The organism is Streptomyces resistomycificus (genome assembly GCF_001514265.1).
In the GTDB taxonomy this organism is placed as follows: domain Bacteria; phylum Actinomycetota; class Actinomycetes; order Streptomycetales; family Streptomycetaceae; genus Streptomyces; species Streptomyces resistomycificus.
In genome coordinates this window covers 112,831-133,772 of sequence record NZ_KQ948996.1, presented here as the reverse complement: position 1 = coordinate 133,772, position 20,942 = coordinate 112,831, and the positions used below count along the sequence as shown (strand labels likewise).

19 protein-coding genes are annotated in these 20,942 nt (G+C 71.1%); 9 read left to right on the top strand and 10 right to left on the bottom strand.

Annotation, left to right across the window (positions count from 1 at the left end; genetic code table 11):
* Positions 1-133 precede the first annotated feature (133 nt).
* Positions 134-757: a VOC family protein gene (locus tag AQJ84_RS26670; protein WP_030040683.1), complete on the top strand. Its 624-nt coding sequence runs from the start codon at positions 134-136 to the stop codon at positions 755-757.
* A 51-nt stretch (positions 758-808) separates the two neighbouring features.
* Here AQJ84_RS26670 and AQJ84_RS26665 read toward each other — a convergent pair whose 3' ends face one another.
* Together AQJ84_RS26665 and AQJ84_RS26660 are read right to left on the bottom strand one after the other, a co-directional pair.
* Positions 809-1,168, bottom strand: coding sequence for an STAS domain-containing protein (locus tag AQJ84_RS26665; RefSeq protein WP_051869939.1), 360 nt, complete (start codon positions 1,166-1,168; stop codon positions 809-811).
* A gap of 386 nt (positions 1,169-1,554) precedes the next feature.
* Positions 1,555-2,454, bottom strand: a complete 900-nt coding sequence (locus AQJ84_RS26660; protein ID WP_037802917.1) for a hypothetical protein — start codon at positions 2,452-2,454, stop codon at positions 1,555-1,557.
* A 117-nt stretch (positions 2,455-2,571) separates the two neighbouring features.
* Between AQJ84_RS26660 and AQJ84_RS26655 the strand changes: the two genes are divergently transcribed.
* The 7 genes from AQJ84_RS26655 to AQJ84_RS26625 all read left to right on the top strand — a co-directional run bounded on the left by AQJ84_RS26655 (position 2,572) and on the right by AQJ84_RS26625 (position 10,280).
* Positions 2,572-3,564, top strand: a complete 993-nt coding sequence (locus tag AQJ84_RS26655; RefSeq protein ID WP_030040686.1) for an AraC family transcriptional regulator — start codon at positions 2,572-2,574, stop codon at positions 3,562-3,564.
* 355 nt (positions 3,565-3,919) lie between these two features.
* Positions 3,920-5,281, top strand: a complete 1,362-nt coding sequence (locus tag AQJ84_RS43770; protein ID WP_198536386.1) for a hypothetical protein — start codon at positions 3,920-3,922, stop codon at positions 5,279-5,281.
* Positions 5,282-5,740: 459 nt separating this feature from the next.
* Positions 5,741-6,787 carry a helix-turn-helix domain-containing protein gene (locus tag AQJ84_RS26645; protein ID WP_037802919.1) on the top strand — a complete coding sequence of 349 codons (1,047 nt, stop codon included), beginning with the start codon at positions 5,741-5,743 and terminating at the stop codon, positions 6,785-6,787.
* Positions 6,788-6,980: 193 nt separating this feature from the next.
* Positions 6,981-7,937, top strand: coding sequence for a hypothetical protein (locus tag AQJ84_RS26640; RefSeq protein ID WP_225889154.1), 957 nt, complete (start codon positions 6,981-6,983; stop codon positions 7,935-7,937).
* Positions 7,938-8,025: 88 nt separating this feature from the next.
* Complete coding sequence (locus AQJ84_RS26635) at positions 8,026-8,484, top strand: hypothetical protein (RefSeq protein ID WP_030040690.1); 459 nt, start codon at positions 8,026-8,028, stop codon at positions 8,482-8,484.
* A 485-nt stretch (positions 8,485-8,969) separates the two neighbouring features.
* On the top strand, positions 8,970-9,578 hold the full coding sequence (locus AQJ84_RS26630) for a hypothetical protein (RefSeq protein ID WP_030040691.1): 609 nt from the start codon (positions 8,970-8,972) through the stop codon (positions 9,576-9,578).
* Between the two features lie 240 nt (positions 9,579-9,818).
* A complete protein-coding gene (locus tag AQJ84_RS26625) occupies positions 9,819-10,280 on the top strand; it encodes a hypothetical protein (RefSeq protein ID WP_053192661.1) in 462 nt (153 codons plus the stop codon).
* A gap of 106 nt (positions 10,281-10,386) precedes the next feature.
* Here the strand turns inward: AQJ84_RS26625 and AQJ84_RS26620 are convergent, their stop codons facing one another.
* The 3 genes from AQJ84_RS26620 to AQJ84_RS26610 all read right to left on the bottom strand — a co-directional run bounded on the left by AQJ84_RS26620 (position 10,387) and on the right by AQJ84_RS26610 (position 12,935).
* Complete coding sequence (locus AQJ84_RS26620) at positions 10,387-10,962, bottom strand: transcriptional regulator (protein WP_030040693.1); 576 nt, start codon at positions 10,960-10,962, stop codon at positions 10,387-10,389.
* A 93-nt stretch (positions 10,963-11,055) separates the two neighbouring features.
* A complete protein-coding gene (locus AQJ84_RS26615; protein ID WP_030040694.1) occupies positions 11,056-12,627 on the bottom strand; it encodes a helix-turn-helix domain-containing protein in 1,572 nt (523 codons plus the stop codon).
* The gene (locus tag AQJ84_RS26610) at positions 12,624-12,935 is read right to left on the bottom strand and encodes a helix-turn-helix domain-containing protein (protein WP_078631914.1); all 312 of its coding nucleotides are present in this window, start codon (positions 12,933-12,935) and stop codon (positions 12,624-12,626) included. The genes AQJ84_RS26615 and AQJ84_RS26610 overlap by 4 nt, the downstream gene beginning before the upstream one ends.
* 121 nt (positions 12,936-13,056) lie before the next feature.
* Between AQJ84_RS26610 and AQJ84_RS26605 the strand changes: the two genes are divergently transcribed.
* Entirely contained in the window at positions 13,057-13,449 is a 393-nt protein-coding gene (locus AQJ84_RS26605) for a winged helix-turn-helix transcriptional regulator (protein WP_030040696.1), read from the top strand.
* Positions 13,450-13,475: 26 nt separating this feature from the next.
* Here AQJ84_RS26605 and AQJ84_RS26600 read toward each other — a convergent pair whose 3' ends face one another.
* The 5 genes from AQJ84_RS26600 to AQJ84_RS26580 all read right to left on the bottom strand — a co-directional run bounded on the left by AQJ84_RS26600 (position 13,476) and on the right by AQJ84_RS26580 (position 20,942).
* A complete protein-coding gene (locus tag AQJ84_RS26600; RefSeq protein WP_030040697.1) occupies positions 13,476-15,092 on the bottom strand; it encodes an MFS transporter in 1,617 nt (538 codons plus the stop codon).
* Positions 15,093-15,286: 194 nt separating this feature from the next.
* On the bottom strand, positions 15,287-16,351 hold the full coding sequence (locus AQJ84_RS26595; protein ID WP_053192662.1) for a P1 family peptidase: 1,065 nt from the start codon (positions 16,349-16,351) through the stop codon (positions 15,287-15,289).
* Positions 16,352-16,644: 293 nt separating this feature from the next.
* Positions 16,645-17,643 (bottom strand): type I glyceraldehyde-3-phosphate dehydrogenase, encoded by a 999-nt coding sequence (gene gap, locus AQJ84_RS26590; RefSeq protein ID WP_030040699.1) that lies wholly within the window; start codon positions 17,641-17,643, stop codon positions 16,645-16,647.
* A 125-nt stretch (positions 17,644-17,768) separates the two neighbouring features.
* Positions 17,769-18,725 (bottom strand): GlxA family transcriptional regulator, encoded by a 957-nt coding sequence (locus tag AQJ84_RS26585; protein WP_053192665.1) that lies wholly within the window; start codon positions 18,723-18,725, stop codon positions 17,769-17,771.
* Positions 18,726-18,875: 150 nt separating this feature from the next.
* On the bottom strand, positions 18,876-20,942 hold the full coding sequence (locus AQJ84_RS26580; protein WP_030040702.1) for an iron ABC transporter permease: 2,067 nt from the start codon (positions 20,940-20,942) through the stop codon (positions 18,876-18,878).

Genomic DNA, 20,942 nt, shown 5'->3' with positions numbered 1-20,942 from the left:
TCGGTGGCCCGGCGACGCCGAGAAGGGGGCCGTTCGTCGTCGGCCACCTCGCTCCGCGCGTGGCGGACCAGGTGGCCCGACTGGTCAGGAATCGAGAAGCGTCGGCGGCCGAGCCACAACTAGCGTGACGGACATGACCTACATCGAAACCGTCACCCTCGAGGTGGCCGACCCCACGGCCGCCGCCCGCTTCTACAGCGCCTTCGGTCTGGGCACCCAGGTGCGCCTACGGGCCTGTGAGGCACCGTCGACCGGCTTCCGCGGGTTCGTCATGGCACTCACGGTGTCCCAGCCGGCCGACGTCAACGCCTTCATCGACGCGGCCCTCGGCGCCGGCGCCACCGCGCTGAAGCCCGCCGCGAAGTCGTTCTGGGGTTACGGCGGCGTCGTACAGGCCCCGGACGGAACGATCTGGAAGGTCGCCACGTCGGCCAGGAAGAACACCGGTCCGGCCACCCGGCAGGTCGACGAGATCGTGCTGCTGCTGGGAGCCACGGACGTGGCCGCGAGCAGGCGGTTCTACGTCGGACAGGGGCTCACTGTGGCGAAGAGCTTCGGCCGCAAGTACGTCGAGTTCGCCGCCCCCTCCTCTGCCGTCAAGCTGGCGCTGTACGGACGCCGGCACCTTGCCAAGGACGCCGGTGTCCCCGCCGACGGCACCGGATCACACCGGCTCGTGCTCGGCAGCACTGCCGGGGCCTTCACCGACCCGGACGGGTTCGCCTGGGACGCCGCGTCGCTGACCCCTACGGCCTGATCAGTCGCCGTGTCTCCGGTTGCGTCCCCCACGTCTCTTCTGCACGCGACGTCAGGTGAGCGCGTCCTCGAACGTCGGATAAAAGGGGATGGCGGAGTCGAGCCCCACGAGCTCAAGGGTGCGCCGGACGGCGGGCCGGGGGCGGGCCAGGCGTAGCCAGCCCTGTTCGGGGAGGGCCTGCTGGGCGTTGATGAGGGCGTTGATGCCACTGGAGTCGATGAAGGTGACCTCACCGAGGTCGATCACCATGCGGGGGCCGGACGCCTCGTCCGCCGGAGGCAGCACGTCCTGGAGGGCCGTCACGGTCTGGAAGTCGATCTCGCCGCGGACGGTGAGGACCGTGATGCCGTCGATGGTGTCGCGTAGGACCGACAGGGTGCCCTGCCCCGCCTTGTCCGGGATGTCTGCCACAGTCTCTCCCTGTGCCTGTCGGTGAATCCCTGGCCAGCACTTCTGTGTCACCTGTGCCCAACGATCTTATGGCTGACGCCCATCCCGAGCGGATGCTCAAAAACTCACGCAGCTCCGAGTCGGCGAGCTGGCCGGGCGCTGCGCACTGGCCTCGCTGCCCGGGCCTCGCACGCTACGCCGACCAGCAGTACAGCCGGTCGTCGCGCCCCGTCTTCGGGGTCGGCGACGATCCCGGGCTCCCCCGCGGCCACGGGGCCAGCCGTGCCACGCAGCTTCGTGGCACGGCGCCACGAAGAACTTGACGATGATGCTCACCGCGGCACGATGCCCGCCCGGCCGACGCCGGTCCAGCCGGCCAGACTCGCCCCGTGAGGAGGCGAGGTCGGTCAGAGGTCAGTGATGACCATCCACAGTTCGAGGTCGGAGCGGACCAACCGGCCCGGTCGCTGCGCGGCGGTGTCCGGAACGACGGCCCGTACCAGAGGTGCGTCACCCTTCTCCACGGTCACCTTCGTGCCGTCGAACTTCGGCGACTCGTCGGCGACGACCGCACGCAGCTTCGCCGCGGCACGGTCGGCTGTCGCCTCGTCCTTGACCACGAGGCACAGCACCTCGGTGTTCTCGGCGACGGAGTCCGCCTGCTGGCCGAGAGCGGAGAGTCGTACGGGTTTGGTGGCGGTCAGGGCGAGGAAGTCGGCGCGGTATACGTCGCCCAGGCAGCCGACCGCCCGCCGATACTCCTCCTTGTCGGCCAGCGAGGCGCCCTGTTTCGGAGTGACGGCGGCCATGGCCGTGTCGCCGTGGGCGGAGTAGGCGATCTCGTCCTTCGTGACCTGGAGCGACACACCCTTGCCGTCGGCGGGCGTCCACGTCCTGTCATCGCCGCGCTGCCGGTAGCCGTTGGACTTCAGCGACGCGGTGATGGCCGCCGCGTCGAACGAACCCTCCCAGCGGCCCGCGCTCTTGGTGTCGACAGCCGTGTCGATCTGGGCGACGTTCAGGCTCTGCCCCCACGGCCCGGGTTCGTACGCGTTCAGCGGGCTGCCGCCCGGCTGACCGACCGCGGAGAACCGCTTCTCATCGCCCTTGCTCAACGCCCGCGTCTTCTCGGCGTCGAGGTAGGTCACCTCGTCAGCGGCGTTGTCGTCGGCCAGGGTGCCCAGCGCCTGCAGCACCCTCGAATCGCCGTCGCCCTGGCCGGAGTCGGACGAACAGCCACTGACGGCGGTCAGGACGACCGTGAGAGCGGTGGCACCGAGGAAGGGTCTGCGCGCTGTTGTGGGCATGACGAGGCAGCCTATCCGCGTGCCCCGCCGTCCGTGACGGTGGCCCGACGTCAGATCATGAAGACGCAAGGATGTCGGCGGGATCGCCCGCCAAGGGATATCGGAGAAGCGAACGCAATGATAGGGACCGTGTTCCGCAGCGAGGACGTGCCCGCGGAGGACAGGTTCGACTACTGGCGAGAGCTGGTCGGCCGGACGCGCTCCAGCGACTTCATCAGTGACCACGCCGCCGACTTCTGGGCGGAGTGCCGGCTGATGGAGCTGGGACCGGTGACGGTGTGGCCGTCGTCGTTCCTGCCCACGCGGTACCTGCGGAACCCGAAGATGGTGCGCCAGTCCGATCCCGAGCTGTATCACCTGACGCTGCTGCTCGACGGTGGGCTGGCCCTCGACCACGCCGGCCGGACCGAGGTGTTCGGTCCACGTGACCTGCACATCGTCGACAGCTCGCAGCCGTACGACCTCCGGCCCAGGGACGATCGTGAGAGCCGTGCCGTCAGGGGCGTCGCGGTGGACCTCCCGAAGGCACTGCTTCCGCTGCCGCCGCACCGGGTCAGGGAGTTGCTGGGCCGTGGGTTGTCCGGGCGGGAGGGTGTCGGCGCTCTGCTCGCGGAGTTCCTCGTCGGCCTGGACCGGCAGGCGGACACCCTGCAGCCGCTCGACGCGCCACGCCTGGGCAGAGTGGTACTCGATCTGGTGTCGGCCTGGTGTGCCCAGGCGCTCGCCGCGGAGGACACCCTGCCGCCGGAGACCCGGCAACAGGCCCTGGCACAGCGCATCCTGGAGTTCATCCGGCAGAACCTGCGCGACCCGACGCTGACGCCACCCGTGATCGCCGCCGCGCACCACATCTCCCTCAGCTACCTGCACCGGATCTTTCAGCAGCAGTCGCGGGGAGAGACGGTCGCGGTCTTCATTCGCAACCAACGCCTGGTGGGCGCCCGCCATGATCTGGCGGAGCCCAACTTGCGCACCATGCCCATCCACGCCGTCGCCGCCCGCTGGGGCTTCCCTCGCGCCTCCGACTTCACGCGCGCCTTCCGCGCCGCCTACGGGCTGTCCCCCAGGGAGTTCCGGCTCCAGGCGCTCTTCGAGGTCGAGCAGAGGTAGGCGGTGCGAGGCGGCCGCCGCGGACATAGGCAGCTGCCGTCCGTCGCCTGCCGGTGTAGACGCACAGACAAGGAAACGTGCACCGTGCGCCAACGACATCCGGGCGACGCCCCGGCATTCTCGATCACGTACGGGCCGGGGGTGTTCTTCGGCCACTTGGCTGGTCCGCCCGGTACGGGCGTCTGACGCGGGCCCAGCCCTGAGGGCCTCGTCGCGGCCTGGCCCGAGGACCTGGCCCGAGGACCTGGCCCGCCGCTACGGGGGAGCGGCGGGCCGGCCGGGCCTGCGTACCTTCGCGCCCGCCGCCGGGACTCTCGCGACAGGTCGGCCCGCAGGAGCTGAGTAGGTTGGGCACATGACGCATCTCCATCACCCGCTGCTGTCCGGGCTGGGACGGAACCAGGCCGCTCCGCAGGATGTCCTGGTGCGCCTGGCCGCACACGTGGCCGGCCGGCACGGGATATCGCTGCGCGGCGGACGGCTGGCGGACGCTGTCGTGGAGGCACTGCTTGAACACGGCGACGACGACACAGCGGTGCTTCTGCACGGGGACCTGCTCTCCCCGGAGATGCGGCGCAGGCTCGCCGAGCATCCCGATCCGGCGATCCGTGACGCGCACGCGGACTTCGTCCGCCACACCGTGGAGCGCGAGGTGCCGATCGGTGTCGAGGCACTGGAGGAGGCCTACGGCCTGCCGCGGACCGAGCTTGTCGGGGCCCTGGACCCTAAGGTGCGTGCCGCGGTCGCCCGGGGCTGGCAAGACCGGCCGGTCGCCGTGCAGACGGGACTGCTCGCCGACCCGGATCCGCGGGTCCGGGCAGCCGCCACCGAGCACAACCAGCCGGGTGTCCCGTCGGAATGGCGGGACCGTTGTCTCGCCGACCCGGCCACGCGTGTCAACGTGGCGCACTATGTCCCGCTCACAGCGGACCAGTTCGCACAGCTCATGCGGACCGGGGACGAGGACGTCCATCAGGCCGTCGCCGCGAATCCGCACCTGTCCGCCGACATGGTCGCCCGGCTCCTGGACGTCGACGACCCGATCGTGCGCGTCGCGGCGGCGGGCAGTCGCCATGTCGACGGGGAGACCCGGAACCGGCTGTTCGCGCTCGTGGAGGCCGAGCGCGCGGGCGGAAGCGTCGCGGCGGAAGTGGCGCTGAGCTGCGGTTTCGCCGAGCCGTGGTGGCTCCTCGACCAGCCCCTCGACGAGCGGATGACGTATCTGGACTCTCCGCACCGGATTTTCCGGCGGGTGCTGGCCTCCTGCCGCGACCTGCCCGAGGAGGCATGGCGTCAGCTGGACGACGACCCGGAACTCATGGTGCGCCGCGCCGCCGCACGCAGGCCGGACACGCCACCGGAGGTGCTGGAACGGTTGGTACGCGCTCACGGCGAGGTGTTCCACCTCCGCCCGCTGCTCGTCGAGCACCCCAACTTTCCGCGTCACGTCCTGCGCACACTTGTCGACGAACCGAGCCCGCACGTGCGCTACGTCGCCCTGCAGGACCCCGGACTGCCCGTGACGGCCCTCCGACAACTCGCCGCCGCCCCGGAGTCCTTCCTGCGCAGCGGGGTCGCACGTCACCCCAACATCACGCAGGCGCTGCTGGACCAACTGCTCTCCGACCCGGACCCCCAGGTCGTCGACGAAGCCGCCGCCCATCCTGCGCTACCGCTCACCGAGATGAACCGCATCCTGAGCCGCGCCGACCTGTGACTCCGCACGGGCACGAGGCGGCCAGGGGAGTCGTCCACCGTGCCGGCGTCGGCGGAGTTGCCCACCGGTCATGGTGATGCGGCCCTCCGGTGCGCTCGGTCTCACCCGGCATTGGTGAACCGCGCCCCCCAGAGGTCACGACAGCGTGGTCGACCTCTTCGAGCAGCGACCCCAGACGGCCGGTCAGCGCGTCCTCGGTACTCATGCCTGGCCCCTCTCGCGGTTCGGCCCGCGCCCCCGGCCCCACTGCGCTCGAACGAAAGTCAACGACTCACCGCGCGGGACGCGACCGCTTTCCTCTGGCCATCGCCCTCCCCGCTCCGGACTGAGGGCGGACGCGCGGGGACGACTTGTGTGAGCCAAGTGGATATCACGTGTACTTCTTGTGATTGTCACAACTCCCCGGATCGGCCATCCTGTTGCAGCAGACCGCAAAAGCCCAGTTCAGCAGGGGAGAACGTGGCGCTCCGGATACATTTCACCGAGATTGACCTCGCCAGAACCCGCGTGGCGACAGGGCCGGACCCGCTGTGGGAAATCGCCGCGAGCCTGCACCGTCTGCAGTCGCGGCGGGGCCGGTGGGCCTACGCGGAGTGGTTCCGAGGGGCCAGGGTGGCGGTCCACGAGCAGGGGTTGGAGCGGGCCCTGCGCACGACGTTGCTGCCTCTGTATCCGAGGGCCGCCTACTTCCCCGACTTCCTCACTCCCCCGCAGACGCTCGGCGACCTGAACGGCGGGCTCGATGAGCTCCTCGCCACCCCGCCCCGGCGCGTCGGCGAGGAGATCGAACTGCTCGACCGTGCCGTCGGAGCGCCCTCCTGGGCTCCCCGGCTCGCGGAGTTGCCCGAACGGGAGGCACTGGTGCGGGTGTTACGCGCCTACTACGAGGCCGTCGTCGCCCCCTACGAGGACCGGATGACGGCCCGCATCGAGGCGGAGCGCACGGCGCGATGCCGCGGGCTCATGGACGGGGGAATCGAGGGCATGCTCGCCGGGCTCGGCCCCACCATGCAGTGGCGACGGCCCGTACTGCACGTCCGCTACCCCGCGCAGGAACGCGACCTGTATCTCAACGGACGGGGAATCACCCTCGTCCCCTCCTATTTCTGCTGGGACGCCCCGGTCAGCCTCGCCGACCCCGAACTGCCGCCCGTCCTGTACTACCCCCTCCTGCACGAACAGCCGGTCCCGAGCGGAGCCTTGGTGGGCACCCTCGCCGACGCTTCCGATCGCGCCGACCGGTCACTGAGCGAGCTGCTGGGGCGGGCGCGCGCCGCCGCCTTCCACGCCACGGCCGCCGGGGCCACGACCAACGAGATCGCACGCGCCGCCGACGTGTCGGCGTCCTCCGCCAGCCGACACGCGACCGCGCTGCGCAACTCCGGTCTGATCACCACCACCCGGAACGGGGCGACCGTCCTGCACACCCTGACCCCGCTCGGTGCGTCCGTACTCCGAGCCGCGACCGGCGCGTCGACCTCCCGGACACAACGGGCACAGCCGTGACCGTCGCACCGACGCCCCGCCCGGCCCGCGCCACCCTCCTCGCGCACCGCCGAGCAGTCACGTCCCCTAGTTGACCTGCGCTTTTGCGGTGACACGCAAAGGCATGGCCCGAGGCCGCACCGCACGGAATCGTATGCGGCACACACCGCCACGAAGGCACCAGCCGTCGCAGCCGTATCAGAGGGGGACCGGAATGAAGCGAGCGTTCGCCGTCGCCTGCGTCGGTGCGGTGATCGTCGCCCTCACGTCGGTCGGCTGCAGCGCGACCGCGAGCCACGACGGCGGCCGCGCCGACTCCGGCGGCACCGGGGCGGGATCGGTCGACGCCACGCCCGGTTCCGAGGCCGTCGGCCGGGAGCTGACCGACGCCGAACAGATCCTGGTACAACGCGCCGAAGCGCGGCTGGTGAAGACGTGCATGGAGAGCAAGGGCTTCAAGTACTGGGCGTGGTCGCCCTTGACCGTCGACGACCTCAAAGGCGGCGGATACGTGCTCACCGACGTCACGTGGGCCAAGAAGAACGGCTACGGCGGGCGACTCGCGGACCGGCTTCAGCACGTCCAGCGCGACGACCCGAACAGCAAGTACGCCAACGCCCTTCCGGAGCAGGAGCGCATCCGTTACAGCCGTACGCTCGAGGGTGGCCCCTCGAGCGGGATGCTGAGCGCCGAGCTGCCCGCCGGCGGCACCGTCCGGACCCCGCGACACGGCTGTCAGGCCGAGGCCGGGAACCGGCTCTACGGCGACTTCGAGACCTGGTTCCGAGCGGAGAAGATCGCCACGAACCTGTCCCCCCTGTACGTACCGGCCCTCCTCAAGGACAGGCGCTTCGGGCGCGCGGTCGAGCAGTGGTCCACGTGCATGCGCCAAGCCGGTCATCCCTATGCCGATCCTCCGAGCGTTCGTCGACAACTCCCTTCGCTCACCCAGGGGTTGTCGTCCGCACGGGCCCACGCCGCCGAGGTCGAACTGGCGGTCGCGGAGGCCACCTGCGCGACCACGACCCCGCTGGGCGACACGGCGCGGACGCTGGACGCCGAGTACCGCGACAAGAAGCTCGGCCGGTACGCCGCGGACATCGCCTCCTATCGGCGCATGGGCCTGGCGGCACTGGCCCGCGCCGAGGACATCACCGGTTCCACCGCCTGACAACGGGTGATCCGGACCCCCACACGTCCGCAGCGCCATGCCTGCGGAGCACCCCGCACCACACCACCAGACCAAGGAGTGATCCCTCATGCGCAAGACCCTGGCGGCAGCTGCCACTCTCGGCCTCGCCGGCCTCGCGGTGATCGTCCCCACCAGCGGCGCCCAGGCCGCCACCCCGTGCGACAACGCGTGGAACAGCGCCACCAACGGCTACTTCTACGCCTACGCGAACGACAACTGCAGCGGCTACCTCGGCAGCGCCGAAGGCGCGGACTCGAACTGGGGCAACAGCCAGGGTTCGTTCCAGGGCGGTGACACCAACAACGCGGAGTCCATCCTGCACAAGGGGACCTCCGGTCTCGCCGTCCAGGTCTTCAACGGGACGGGTGAGGACTGGGCCGGCGGCCACACCTGCATCAAGAAGTCCGAGTACTACATGAGCAGCCTCAACGGGTTCTCCTTCACCAGCGGTTACGACGTGGACAACGAGATCAGCTCCCACCGCTGGGTGGCCGAGGGCTCCTGCGGGAAGTTCCTGGACTCCTGACACCGCTTCGCTCGCGCCTGTGGCCCACCGCATCCCGGTGGGCCACAGGCGCGCTGCGCGAGAAGTGAAAGGGAGCATCTGCGCCGAACCCAATCCCATGTTCACCTTTCCTGTCGCAATGACACCGCACGGGGCGGTGTGCCACTTCCCGCCCAAGGTGCAACCGGCTGCCAACAGCCCTGTCTTCGTTGGCAGATGAGGGGCACATGGGAAGAAATCGCCATCGTGTCGAGGAGTTGCGCGCGGGAGGTCTTGACGTCGCACTTCGCGACTGGATACTTGCCGACATCCGGCTTCCGGAGCGCCCGACGGAGAGGACGTCACGTCTGTTCAATATTTCGAACAACGTGCGACTCCTCGACGGTGCGCCACCACCGCCACCCCCCACGCTCGACACCCCACCCCCCACAGGAGGACCCATGCGTCCGCGACGAGCTCCGCACCCCACTGCGCGAACGACGTCACCCTGGCGCCACAAGGCGATCATGACCGCGCTGGCGGCCACCGTGCTGACCGGCCCCGGCATCGCCCAGGCCGCGCCGCAGTCCGTCCCGGCAGCACCATCGGCATCCACACCGGCACCCGAGTCGCCGCCCCGGGAACGCGCGGCGGCGGCCAGCATCACCTGGTCCCTCGAAAGGGCCGCCAACCCCACCGCCGACCAGCGGACGGCCTACGACCTCATCACGGCGGCCATGAACGCCGCCGTGAGCCGGTACAACAACCTCAGCGACCTGGGCAAGAGCATCACCGTCCGCTACGACCCGGGCGTACCCACCGCCGATGGCAGCATCAACGGCACCATCCGCTTCGGCAACCGCAGTTACATGAACGAGCGGACCGCACTGCACGAGATCGCCCACACCATCGGCGTGGGCACGAGCTCGGGCTGGTCCTCCCTCGGATCCGGGGGCACCTGGCGCGGCGCCCAGGCAACGGCGCTCGTCAAGCGGTTCGACGGGTCGGGGGCCACCCTGTCCACCGGAGGCGGGCACTTCTGGCCCTACGGCCTGAACTACGACAACGAGTTCTCGAACACCGCGGCCGACCGCCACGTCCAGATCGTCGCAGCCATGGTGCGTGACGGCCTGTAACCTCCCCGGCGGCGCCCGGCACGGGCCCCGCACCGACATCAGGCCGATCGGCGGGGCATCACACAGGTGCCCCGCCGATCGGCGGCGGAGCACCTCGACCCCATCGCGGACCGACGGGCTCCCGGGCCGGGCCCTGGAAAAAGCACGACATTCCGTGCAACCGCGAAGCGCTGTGACTGGTCTTTACCACCGTACGAACGAAACCGACGTTCCGGTATAACTCGTTCCACGGGGGAACACATGAACCTGGTCCGCGACCACCACAAGAACCGCACCCGCAGCGCCGCCGCCGCGGCTGTCACCCTCCTGGCGGCGGCCGCCCTAGGGACCGCCGGCGCGGGAGCCGCCGACGCCGGCACCGCAGCTCCGCAGACGCAACTCATCGCCTCGTCCGTCCTGGGCAGCGACTACAAGGTCACGCTGACCGCACTGCGGTCGACGGAGGACCAGTTCGCCGCCTCCGTACGGCTGCAGGTCTACACGCAGACCGGTGGCGCCTGGAAGGAGTCCGACCGGGTCACCGTGGGCGACGTCGAGGGATGGTTCTGGTACCCGGTCACGGGCAGCGGTGCCGTCTGCGAGTTCTCGACCGCGAGCACCGAGCCCGCGCCGCTCACCGTGAGTCTGAAGATCACGCCGTCCATCGGCTGCTCCCAGCCCGCGCACTACGTCGTGAAGGAGGGCCGGGTGTTCGCCGGCTGACCCGCGAGGCGCCCGACGACATGGGGCCCGCCGTGTGGGCTCAGGCAGACCGCCGGTCCACACGGAAGGGAACGCGGCCGGTCGTCGGGCCCCGGCCGCTCGCCCGTCAGGCAGCGAAACCGATGTTGGTGACGTACTCGTACTGGCCCCACTGCGAGCCGAGGTCCACCACCGCTTCGCTGACCCAGGCGTCGTCCAGGGCCCTTTCGTCGTCCTCGGCCCATGCCTCGACGATGCGGTCCCAGCGGCGGACGTTGAGCGTGCGGTACTCGACCGCGCGCTGGCGGGGCCGGTCGACCTGGGACTGGTTGAGCGGGTGGAACTCGACGCGCGTGCCACGGCCCTCGCGGTTGAGGCGCGCGAGCAGGTAGCGGGCGACGTTGTGCCGACGAACCGTCCGGTAGGCCGTCTCGATGCGTTCGAGGTTCCTCTTCGACGGGTTGCGCCTGCCCCGCAGCCACTTCTTCAGGGTGTCGTCGGTGACCGTGAGTCCGGCGTCCCGGGCCGCTTGGCGGGCGTGTTCGCTGCGGGTGAGGTAGTGCAGGCGGGCGAGCAGGCCGCGCCGGGCCGTGACCGGGGTGGCGACGAAGCCGGCGAGGGCGTCGAGTCGACGGGCTACGGCTTCGTGGCCTCGGATGCCGCGAGCTCCGTACTTACCGAACTCGTTGTTCCTCTCCGGCACCTTGTCTCCCTGCGCGGCGGGTCATTGAGGGTGTCTTCACAACCCCTGTGCGATGCGGATCGATCCTACTGGGAACTGACGCCTTGTCGGTGATCAGCGCTCCTGGTTCTCCTCGGAGCCGACGGTGTACGTGTCCTTGACCTTCACCTCGGTCACTCCGCGGCCCTCCGCGAAGACACCGCGCCAGTCACCGATCACGTGGAGCTCGTCGGTACCCATCGCGCGGACCACCGTCAAACCCTCGTCGTAGGCCTTGTACGCCTTCATCCAGAGGTTGGCGAAGGCCTGGGAGCGGATCAGGTGCATCCAGTCGGGGCGGTACAGCTCCCGGTTGTAGTTCGACTCCCCCATGGTCGAGACGAACTTGGAGTACATCGCCTTCACGTACTCCAGCGTCACCTCGTCCCCGTCGACGATGGCGCGGTCCCGCGCGTCCTTCAGCGCGACCCGGAACTTCTCCAGCAGGCCCTCCGTCGCCCCCGACGTGAACGACTCATGGATCTCGGGCGGGTCGCACAGGCCGTACTTCGGTCCGGACAGCCGCAACAACAGGCGCAGGGTCGGCTCGGTGACCCACAGCGGGCCCGGCTCGTCACGGTTGCCGATGGGGTTCGGCAGGACGTCCTCGTGCTCCCACCCGGGCGGGGTGATCAGGTGGACGCCGGCCCGGCGGCGGTCATGGCCGGGGCCGGTGGAGTGTTCCAACTGGCCGATCGGGAGATGGGTCTTGAGCGCGCTCAGGTACGCCCCGTTGATGTCGAGCGCCGTCACCTCGTGGTTTCCGGGCGGGAGTTGCGGGCGGAACCACTTGGGGCGGGCCTCCCAGATCTGGTCGGCCCCGCGAGCGGACTGCTTGCGCAGGATGTCCGGGATCCAGGGGTGCGCGACGACGTCGTACCGGCCGCCTCTGCGGGTGGCGTCCAGCAGTGCCATGGCATCCGGGATCGCGCGCTTCACCAGCGCCGCCGTGGCGGTGTCGACGTCACCCTGGTGCTGTGCGAGGGCGGCTGCGACGGCCTGACCGATCAGATCGGGGGTGTCGGAGGCGGCCTGCATCCGGCGGCCCACGGGGCGGACCGCGACGGACTCGGGCGTCGGCTTCCGCGACGCTGGGCGCTCGGGCTCGGGATCGGGCTCGATGTCAGGCCTGCCCCCTTCCGGCTCTGCCGCTCGCGCGGGCGGCGTGGCCGCTGTCCTACCGCAGTCGGCCGGGTCCAGGTGCTGGGGGAAGCCGGCGACCTGGTGGCGGGCGGGCCGTCCGCACAGCACACAGGGCTGAGGGCTGGTGAGAACCTCGACCTCGTCCGCGTCACCGTCTCCGCCTCCGTCTCCGACCGGGGCCACTGACGCGGTCTCGACGTCCTCGGCCTCCGCGGGGCTGCCCGCGTCCTGGACGGTGATCGCCGCTTCCTCGGCCGCCTGGGCCTGCCGCCGGGCGCGGGCCCCGTCGAGGAAGTACGCGTACTTCTCCCGTACCTCGCCGCCCGGGTCCCGGCCGGACTCCCAGCCGCCGACAGTGGACGGGCTCACTCCGAGCACCTGCGCCACCTGCGCACGCGACAGGTTCAGGTGCTCGCGCAGCGCGCGCCGTTCCTCGACGGGCGGCAGCGGCACCTCCGGCTTGGCGCCGGCCAGCAGCGCGTCGATCGCGTCGAAGTCCGTCATCGGGCCGCCTCTCCCTGCGCCACCGGGCCGGCGCCGGAGACCCGTCGGCCGGCCGCCCGGCGGCGGGCATCCGGCAGGGCTTCGGAAGCCTGCGTCGGCCCCGCCATGAGATCCAGCACGTCGATGCCGAAGTGCGCGGCGACCGCCTCGCAGTCCTCCAGGCTCCATGCGGCGCTTCCGGCCTGACGACGGCTCACCTGAGCCTGACTCACCCCGAGGGCGGTCGCGAGATCCGTCTGCGACTCCCCCGTGGCGTGCATGAGCGTCGCCACGGCTGATCGGACACGCTCCGCCAGCGTCATACGCATAGAGCTGAATCTACCACTGAAAACCTATGACGTATGCGACTGGAGCATAGATCGATCCAGGTTTCCAGCCGGATTAGGCACTAACCATCAGACAGTGCAGGCGTCGAAGTAAGGTATGGGCATGGGAGTGAGTGAGACGACCCTCGTGGACCGAGTGCGCAACGCCGACGGCGACTCGGTATGCCCTCACCGCCTGGTGATGGAGCACGTCACCAGCCGCTGGGGCACCCTGGTCCTGATCGCGCTGCTGGACCGCTCGTACCGCTTCAGCGAGCTGCGCCGGGAGATCGGCAAGGTCAGCGAGAAGATGCTGACCCAGACCCTGCAGACCCTGGAACGCGACGGCCTGGTCCACCGCGACGCCAAGCCCGTGATCCCGCCCCGCGTGGACTACTCCCTCACCGACCTCGGCCGCGAGGCCGCCGAGCAGGTCCGCGCCATCGCCCAGTGGGTGGATCAGCGGATGACCGCGGTCCTCACGGCTCGCGAGGAGTACGACGCGGCGAAGGCCTGACGCGCACGCGGAGGACCCGTGCGCGATCAACGGTCCGCAGGCACCCGTTGCCGCGTCTGTTGCACCTCCTCGGTGACCCGCGTCCCGGGGTGCATCAGCGAGCACAGGAACGCGATGCCGAGCGCGATGGCCATGCCGTAGAACACCCACTGGTTGGCCTCGGCGAAGTCCATGCGGACGGCGTCCATCGAATCCCGCATCACCGTGGCCACGGAGCCGTCCCCGGTGGGGGTCTTGGCGTCCGGGTTGCCGGTGACCGCTTGGGAGATGTCACCGGCGGCCTCCCGTGCCGGGCCGTCCGGCACACCCCTGGACCGCAGTGTCTCGACGACCTTGTCGGTGGTGACGTGCGTCAGGACGGTGCCGAACACCGCGAGCCCCACGGCCGCGGCGAAGTTGCGCACCGTCTGGGTGATGCCCGTGACCTCACCGTAGGAGGCGTTGAGGGACCGGTTCACGGCGTCCGTCGAGGCGGGCGCCAGCAGGAAGCCGATGCCGGCCCCCGCCAGAGCCGCGTACGGCCACTGGTCGTGCATCGAGAGGTCCGTGAGTTTGCCCGCCCACAGCGCGAATCCGACCGCGCCGATGGCCGTGCCCAGTTTCATCGCCGGCCGTGCGCCACGGTTGTCCAGGATGCGGCCGCCCCACTGGGAGGCGATGCCGAAGCCGATGAAGAAGTACAGGAGGAACAGCGCGGCCTGGTTGGGGGACGCGCTGAGCGAGACCTGGGCGTACACCGAGGCGAAGAAGAAGACCGGGACGAAGGCGAGCATCGCGAAGAACAGGACGGCCGAGTCGACACTGAACGCCTTGTCACGGAAGACCTGGAGCTTGATGAGCGGCTCATGGACGCGCAGCTCGTACGCGCAGAACACCACCAGTACGGCGAGCCCACCGAGGATGCAGGCCCAGGTGGCGGCGCTGCTCCAGCCCCACGCGGAGGCCTGTTGCAGGCCGAGCACGCTCAGGCCCATACCGACGGCGACGAGGACGGCGCCGGGCAGGTCGAGGCGTTCACGGCGTGCCTGGTGGGGGATGCGGGCGAGCGAGGTCAGGACGAGGGCGACGATCGCGACGGGCACGTTGACCCAGAAGATGGCGCGCCAGGTCCAGTCGGTGAGCCAGCCGCCGAGGAGCGGGCCGAGCGCCGTGAGGGCGCCGGACAGGCCGAAGAACAGGGCGAGGGCCCGGCCGCGTTTCTCCACAGGGAAGACCGCGACGACGACGGCGAGAGCGGCGGGGAACATCAGGGCCGCGCCCAGGCCCTGGGTGGCGCGGAAGATGATCAGCCAGGTCTGGGCGAAGCTGTCGTCGGGGACGCAACCGCACAGCACGGAGGAGATGACGAAGAGCAGGGTGCCGATCACCATCATCCGGCGGTGCCCGAGGATGTCGGCGAGCCGGCCGCCGAGCGCGAAGAACGCGGCCAGGGCGAGCAGGTAGGCGTTGACCACCCACTGCATCCCTGAGGAGGAGAGGTCGAGCTCGTCCACGATGCTCGGGGCTGCGATGGCGACGATCGTCTGGTCGATGAAGGTCATCGAGACGGCGAACAGCATCGCCGCCAGAGCCAAGGTCTGACGGGGCGAAGCAGAGTGGGAAGCGGCTGCTCCGGACACAGAACTGCCCTTTATGTCGGCCATAATCGGATTCTCCCCCGCCCTGGGGCGGCGCGCAGCCCGGAAGCAGGTCATGGAGCACGGCCGTCCCAACTTGCGGACCTAGCCTGCCTGTGCTGACGGCTCATGACGGGGCCGTCGGGCCTTTTCCCGGGTCGCCGGGCCCTTCCCGGGTCGCCGGGGTCGGGGCCGGGTCGCCCAGGCCGGGTCCGGGTCCGTCACCCCAGCAGGGCGAGGAGCGGTGCCGCGGGCAGGGGGTGGCGGGTGTCTCCGCGTGGGCCCGTGGTCGTGGTGGCGGTCAGCAGCGAGTTGAGGACGGCCTCCTCCACGGCGTCCAGCACGGCGACGAAGAGGGGGTCGAGTCGGTCGTCGGCGACCACGGACGGCCCGGCGGGCGTGCCCAGGCGACGGGTGCCGAAGGCCAGGCCGTAGTCGCCGCTGCCGTGGCCGTACGCGGCACCCACTCTGGCCAGCCCGTAGACGGCGCGGCGGGCCAGCCGGGTCAACTGGCGGGCGTCCAGCGGCGCGTCGGTGGCGGCCACGACCATGCAGGAGCCGGTCTGTGTGCCGGTTTCCGTGGTGGGAACACCGACGTCGGCAGGGGTGACCGTACGCCCCAGAACCCGCAGAGTGCCGCCGAAGTTGGCCTGGACGAGAACTCCCAGGGTCACCTCCTCGCCGGCGAGCGGCACGCGCCGCGACGAGGTTCCGATGCCGGCCTTGAATCCGAGCGCGGTCATTCCGGTGCCTGCCCCGACACACCCTTCGTCGACCGGCCCGCCGGCCGCGGTCTCCAGTGCGGCGCGGACGTGTTCCTCACGGACCGGACGCGACCTGATGTCGGAGAGGAGGCCGTCGTTGCACTCCCCCACCACCGGGTTCAGGCTCCGCGCGCTCGCCCCCTCGGGCCGCTCCAGGATCCAGCCGACCAAGGCGTCGGCGACCCGGAACGCGGACAGGGTCGAGGTGAGCAGCACGGGCGTCTCCAGCGCGCCGAGTTCGGCGATCTGCGTGGTGCCGAGCAGCTTGCCGTAGCCGTTGCCCGCGAACACCCCGGCGGGCAACGGGCTGTCTGGACCCACCTCGTCCGGCACGATCGCGGTGACGCCGCTGTGCACCCGGGGCGGACGGACCAGTGTGGTGTGCCCGACCCGGATGCCGGGCACGTCGGTCAGGGCGTTGTACGGTCCGGTCGGCAAGTCACCGACGGCCAGACCGAGTTCACGGGCTCTGCGGGATGCCGGGGGCGAGGGCGGAGGCGGTCCGGGGACGGGCGCGTGCATGGCCGGCACGCTACCGGGAACGGGAGCGCCACGGCCGGCTCACCCGCCCCGGGGCGTCCGCGGTCCGGTGACAGGCCTGCGCCCGGACGGTTCAGGACGCGAGCCGGTCACGGTAGTGCGCGGGAGCCATGCCGGAGTTGTCGGGGGCGGTCAAGACGTCCGGACGGATTCTCGGGGGACGGTCAGGGCTCGACGGCGGCGAGCATCCCGGCGGTGTCGTCGGTGACCACCTGCCGTTCCTCTCCCCTGGCGGCGAGGGTTACGCGCCCCAGGTCATCCATGGGGCGGTGTGGTCAGCCGGCCGCGAGCAGTTCGAGCGTGTCGATCACGCGGTTCGAGAAGCCCCACTCGTTGTCGTACCAGGCGACCACCTTCACATGACGGCCGTCGACACGGGTGAGGGCCGAGTCGAAGATCGACGAGGCCGGGTTGCCCGTGATGTCGGACGACACCAGGGCGTCGTCCGAGTACTCCAGCACACCGGCGAGCGGCCCCTGGGCAGCGGAGCGGTAGGCCTCCAGCACCTCGTCGCGCGTCACGTCGCGGGTGACGGTCGTGTTGAGTTCGACGATCGAACCCACCGGAACGGGCACGCGGATCGAGTCGCCCGACAGTTTGCCGTCCAGGCCCGGCAGCACCAGACCGATCGCCTTGGCGGCACCCGTCGTGGTCGGCACGATGTTGACGGCGGCGGCCCGGGCGCGACGGGCGTCGCGGTGCGGACCGTCCTGCAGGTTCTGCTCCTGCGTGTAGGCGTGCACCGTCGTCATGAAGCCGTGCTCGATGCCCGCGAGTTCGTCGAGCACCGCGGCCAGCGGCGCGAGCGCGTTGGTCGTGCACGAGGCGTTCGAGACGATCGTGTGCAGGGCCGGGTCGTAGGCGTCGGTGTTGACCCCGAACGCGAGCGTGACGTCGGCGCCGTCCGACGGCGCGCTGACGAGCACCTTCCGCGCGCCCCCGTCGAGGTGGGCGCGGGCGTCCTTGGCCGACGTGAAGCGGCCGGTCGCCTCCAGGACGACGTCGACGCCGAGGTCGGCCCAGGGCAGCCGCGCCGGTTCACGCTCGGCGAGCACCTGGATGCGACGGCCGTCGACGACGAGGGCGTCCCCGTCGACGGTCACCGGGCGGCCGAGGCGGCCGGCCGTGCTGTCGTAGGCGAGGAGCCGTGCGAGGGTGGCGGGTTCGGTGAGGTCGTTGACGGCGACGACCTCGAGGTCGCTGTCGCGTTCGAGCAGTGCGCGCAGCACGTTGCGTCCGATGCGGCCGAATCCGTTGATGGCGATGCGAGTCATGAGTGGGGTCCCTTCCCTTGGCCACCAGGCTCGCTCGCGGCATCCGCCCCTGACAGTGGCGTGATCGCCACGGTTCAAAAGGATCCCGCCAGGTGGCGCACCGCCCGGTCGGGCCCGCCGACGGGCTACTCGCCCTGGGTGAAGGTGCGCCGGTACTCGCTCGGGGTGGTGCCGAGGATGCGCTGGAAGTGCAGGCGCAGATTCGCGCCGGTGCCGAGGCCGACGTCGGCGGCGATCTGCTCGACGCCACGCTGCGAACGCTCGAGCAGTTCGCGGGCCATGTCGACGCGGGCGCGCATGACCCACTGCATCGGCGTGTAGCCGGTCTCCTCGACGAAGCGTCGTGAGAAGGTGCGCGGCGAGACCTTGGCCTGCCGCGCCATCAGGTCTAGGGAGAGCGGCTCGCCGAGCCGGTGCAGCGCCCACTCGCGGGTGGCCCCGAAACGCTCGCCGAGCGGCTCGGGCACGCTGCGCGGCACGTACTGGGCCTGACCGCCGCTGCGGTAGGGGGCCGCGACCAGGCGTCGGGCCGCGTGGTTCGACGCGGCCACCCCGAGGTCGCCGCGCAGAACGTGCAGGCACAGGTCGATGCCCGAGGCGGCGCCGGCGGAGGTCAGCACGCTGCCTTCGTCGACGAACAGCACGTTCTCGTCGACCCGGATCAGCGGGTGCTTCGCCATGAGCGCCCGTGTGTAGTGCCAGTGCGTCGTGGCGCGCCTGCCGTCGAGCAGGCCCGTGGCGGCGAGCGCGAAGGCGCCCGTCGAGATGGCGGCGAGCCGTGTACCCCGCTCGTGGGCGGCGACCAGCGCGTCGACGACGGCCTGCGCCGGGTCGTCGCGGTCCGGGAAACGGTAGCCGGGGATGAACACGATGTCGGCCCACGCGAGCGCGTCCAGACCGTGGGCGACGTGGTACGACAGGCCGTCGCCGCCCCTCACGAGACCGGGTGCCGCACCACACAGCCGTACCTCGTACGGCATGCTCGCCCGGGTGGTGAACACCTGCGCGGGGATGCCGACATCGAGCGGCTTCGCACCGTCGAGCACGAGAACGGCGACGCGGCGCAGTCGGGATGCTGACACGGGGACAGGGTACGCAGGACGTGCCCGCCGTCCTCCGTGCGGTCGAAGTGGCGGGGGCCAAGGGTCGAGAGGCGGGGGGCGAGAGGCGGGGTCGAGAGGCGGGATCAGCAAGCGGATCAGCGAACAGGGATCACGTGGCGGCGGCGGTCCTCAGCGCCGGCTGCGGACGAGCAGGTACAGGAAGTACGGCGTGCCGATGACGGCCGTCATCAGGCCGGCGCCGAGTTGGGCCGGTGCGATCACGGTCCGGCCGAGGGTGTCGGCGGTGCAGACGAGGGCGGCGCCCAGAAGGAGGACCACCGGTACGACGCGTACGTGGCGGCGGCCGACCAGGGCGCGTGCCGCATGCGGGGCGACCAGGCCGACGAAGCCGATCGTGCCCGCGGCGGCGACCGCGGTGGCGCTCAGCAGCACGCTGACCACAAGGAACCCGAACCGGGCGGGTGCCAGGCGTAGGCCGAGCAGCGCGGGCGTGTCGTCGTCGAGGGACACCAGGTCGAGTTCGGCGCGCCGCAGCACGGCCACCGCGATGCCCAGCACGAGGGCGCCCGCGACGGGCAGCGTGTCGGGCAGGGTCCGGCCGTAGGTGGAGCCGGAGAGCCAGGTGAGTGCCTTCGTGGCGTTGAACGGGTCGGTGAGCACGATGAACAGGCTGACCAGCGCGGTCGTGGCGGCGGCCACGCCGACGCCAACGAGGACCAGCCGGTTCTGTCCGAACCCGCCGCGCGCCGCGAGGCCGAACACGAGGACGGCGGTGACCGCCGCGCCCGCGAACGCCGCACCGGCCACACTCCAGGAACCGGCGGACGACACCGTCGTGACAAGGAGGACCGCGCCGAGGGCCCCTCCGCCGGAGACGCCGAGGATGCCGGGCTCGGCGAGCGGGTTGCGCGTGACGGCCTGCACCAGCGTTCCGGACAGGGCCAGCGCGGCACCCGCGAGGAGCGCCGCCAGGACGCGCGGTACGCGGGTGTCGAGGACGAAGGAGACGGACTGTCCCGCGGTGCCCTGTGCCCAGTTGGCCACGTCGCCCAGCAGCAGTTTCGTGTCGCCCAGCAGTACTCCGGCGACGATCACCGCGCCCAGGACGACGGTGAGCGCCACCGAGGTCACCAGGAACACCGCCCTGGTGGGGATGCGCAGCCGCTCCGGCGCGCTCGCGCCGGCGGTGTCGCGCAGCCGAAGGGCCATGGCGATCAGGAACACCGCTCCGAGAATGCTGGTGACCACGCCGGTGGGGACGGCGACCGCCGCCTCGGCCGACACCGTCGCGCGCAGCAGCACGTCCGCGCCGAGCACCACACCGGCGCCGACCACTCCCGCCACGGGCAGGCTCAGCCGGAGACGGGTGAACGGCCTGAGGCGCTTTGCCAGCGGCCGTACCAGGGCGGGGGCGCACAGGCCGACGAAGCCGACGGGTCCGGCGAGGGTGACCGCCGCCGCCGAGAGCAGCGAGGCGAGCACCACGACCGTGATCCTGGTGGCCCGCACCGGAACGCCCAGTCCGGCGGCGGCCTCGTCACCGAGGGCCAGGGCGTCCACGCGCCGGGCCACCAGCAGCAGCCCGACGAGGGCGACGACGGCGACGGGCACCATCTGCGTCACGCCGTCGAAGCCGTTCTGGCTGATGCTGCCCTGGTTCCACTGGTAGAGGCCGTCGGTCTCCTGGGGGAACAGCAGCAGCAGTCCCTCGGTGAGGGAGGTGAGGCCGAGGGTCAGGGCGCTGCCGGCGAGGACGAGGCGTACGGTGCCCGTGCCCAGCCCGGACAGGGCCAGGACCACGGCGGCGGCGGCGAGCCCGCCGAGGAACGCCACGCCGGAGGAGGCGAGCAGCGGCAGCGAGACGCCGGTGACGGTGAGCAGTCCCAGGGCCAGGTAGGAACCGGCGTTCACGGCCAGGGTGTCGGGCGCGGCGAGCACGTTGCGGCTGACGGCCTGCAGGGCCGCGCCGGCCACGCCGAGTGCCGCGCCGACCAGGAGACCGGCGGTCATGCGGGGCAGGCGTGAGGCGATCACGACGGACGCGTCGCGGGGGTCGGCGCGGCCGGTGAGGGCCTTCCACACCTCGGACGCGCCGACGGCCGCCGTGCCCTGGGTGATGTCGACGACCGCGAGGACGGCGACCAGGAGGACGAGCGCGGCCGTCACCGCCGCCGCGCCCGTCCGGGCGGCGACGGCCGGCGAGCCGGTGGTGGGAGCTGGTGCGGTGACGGTCAT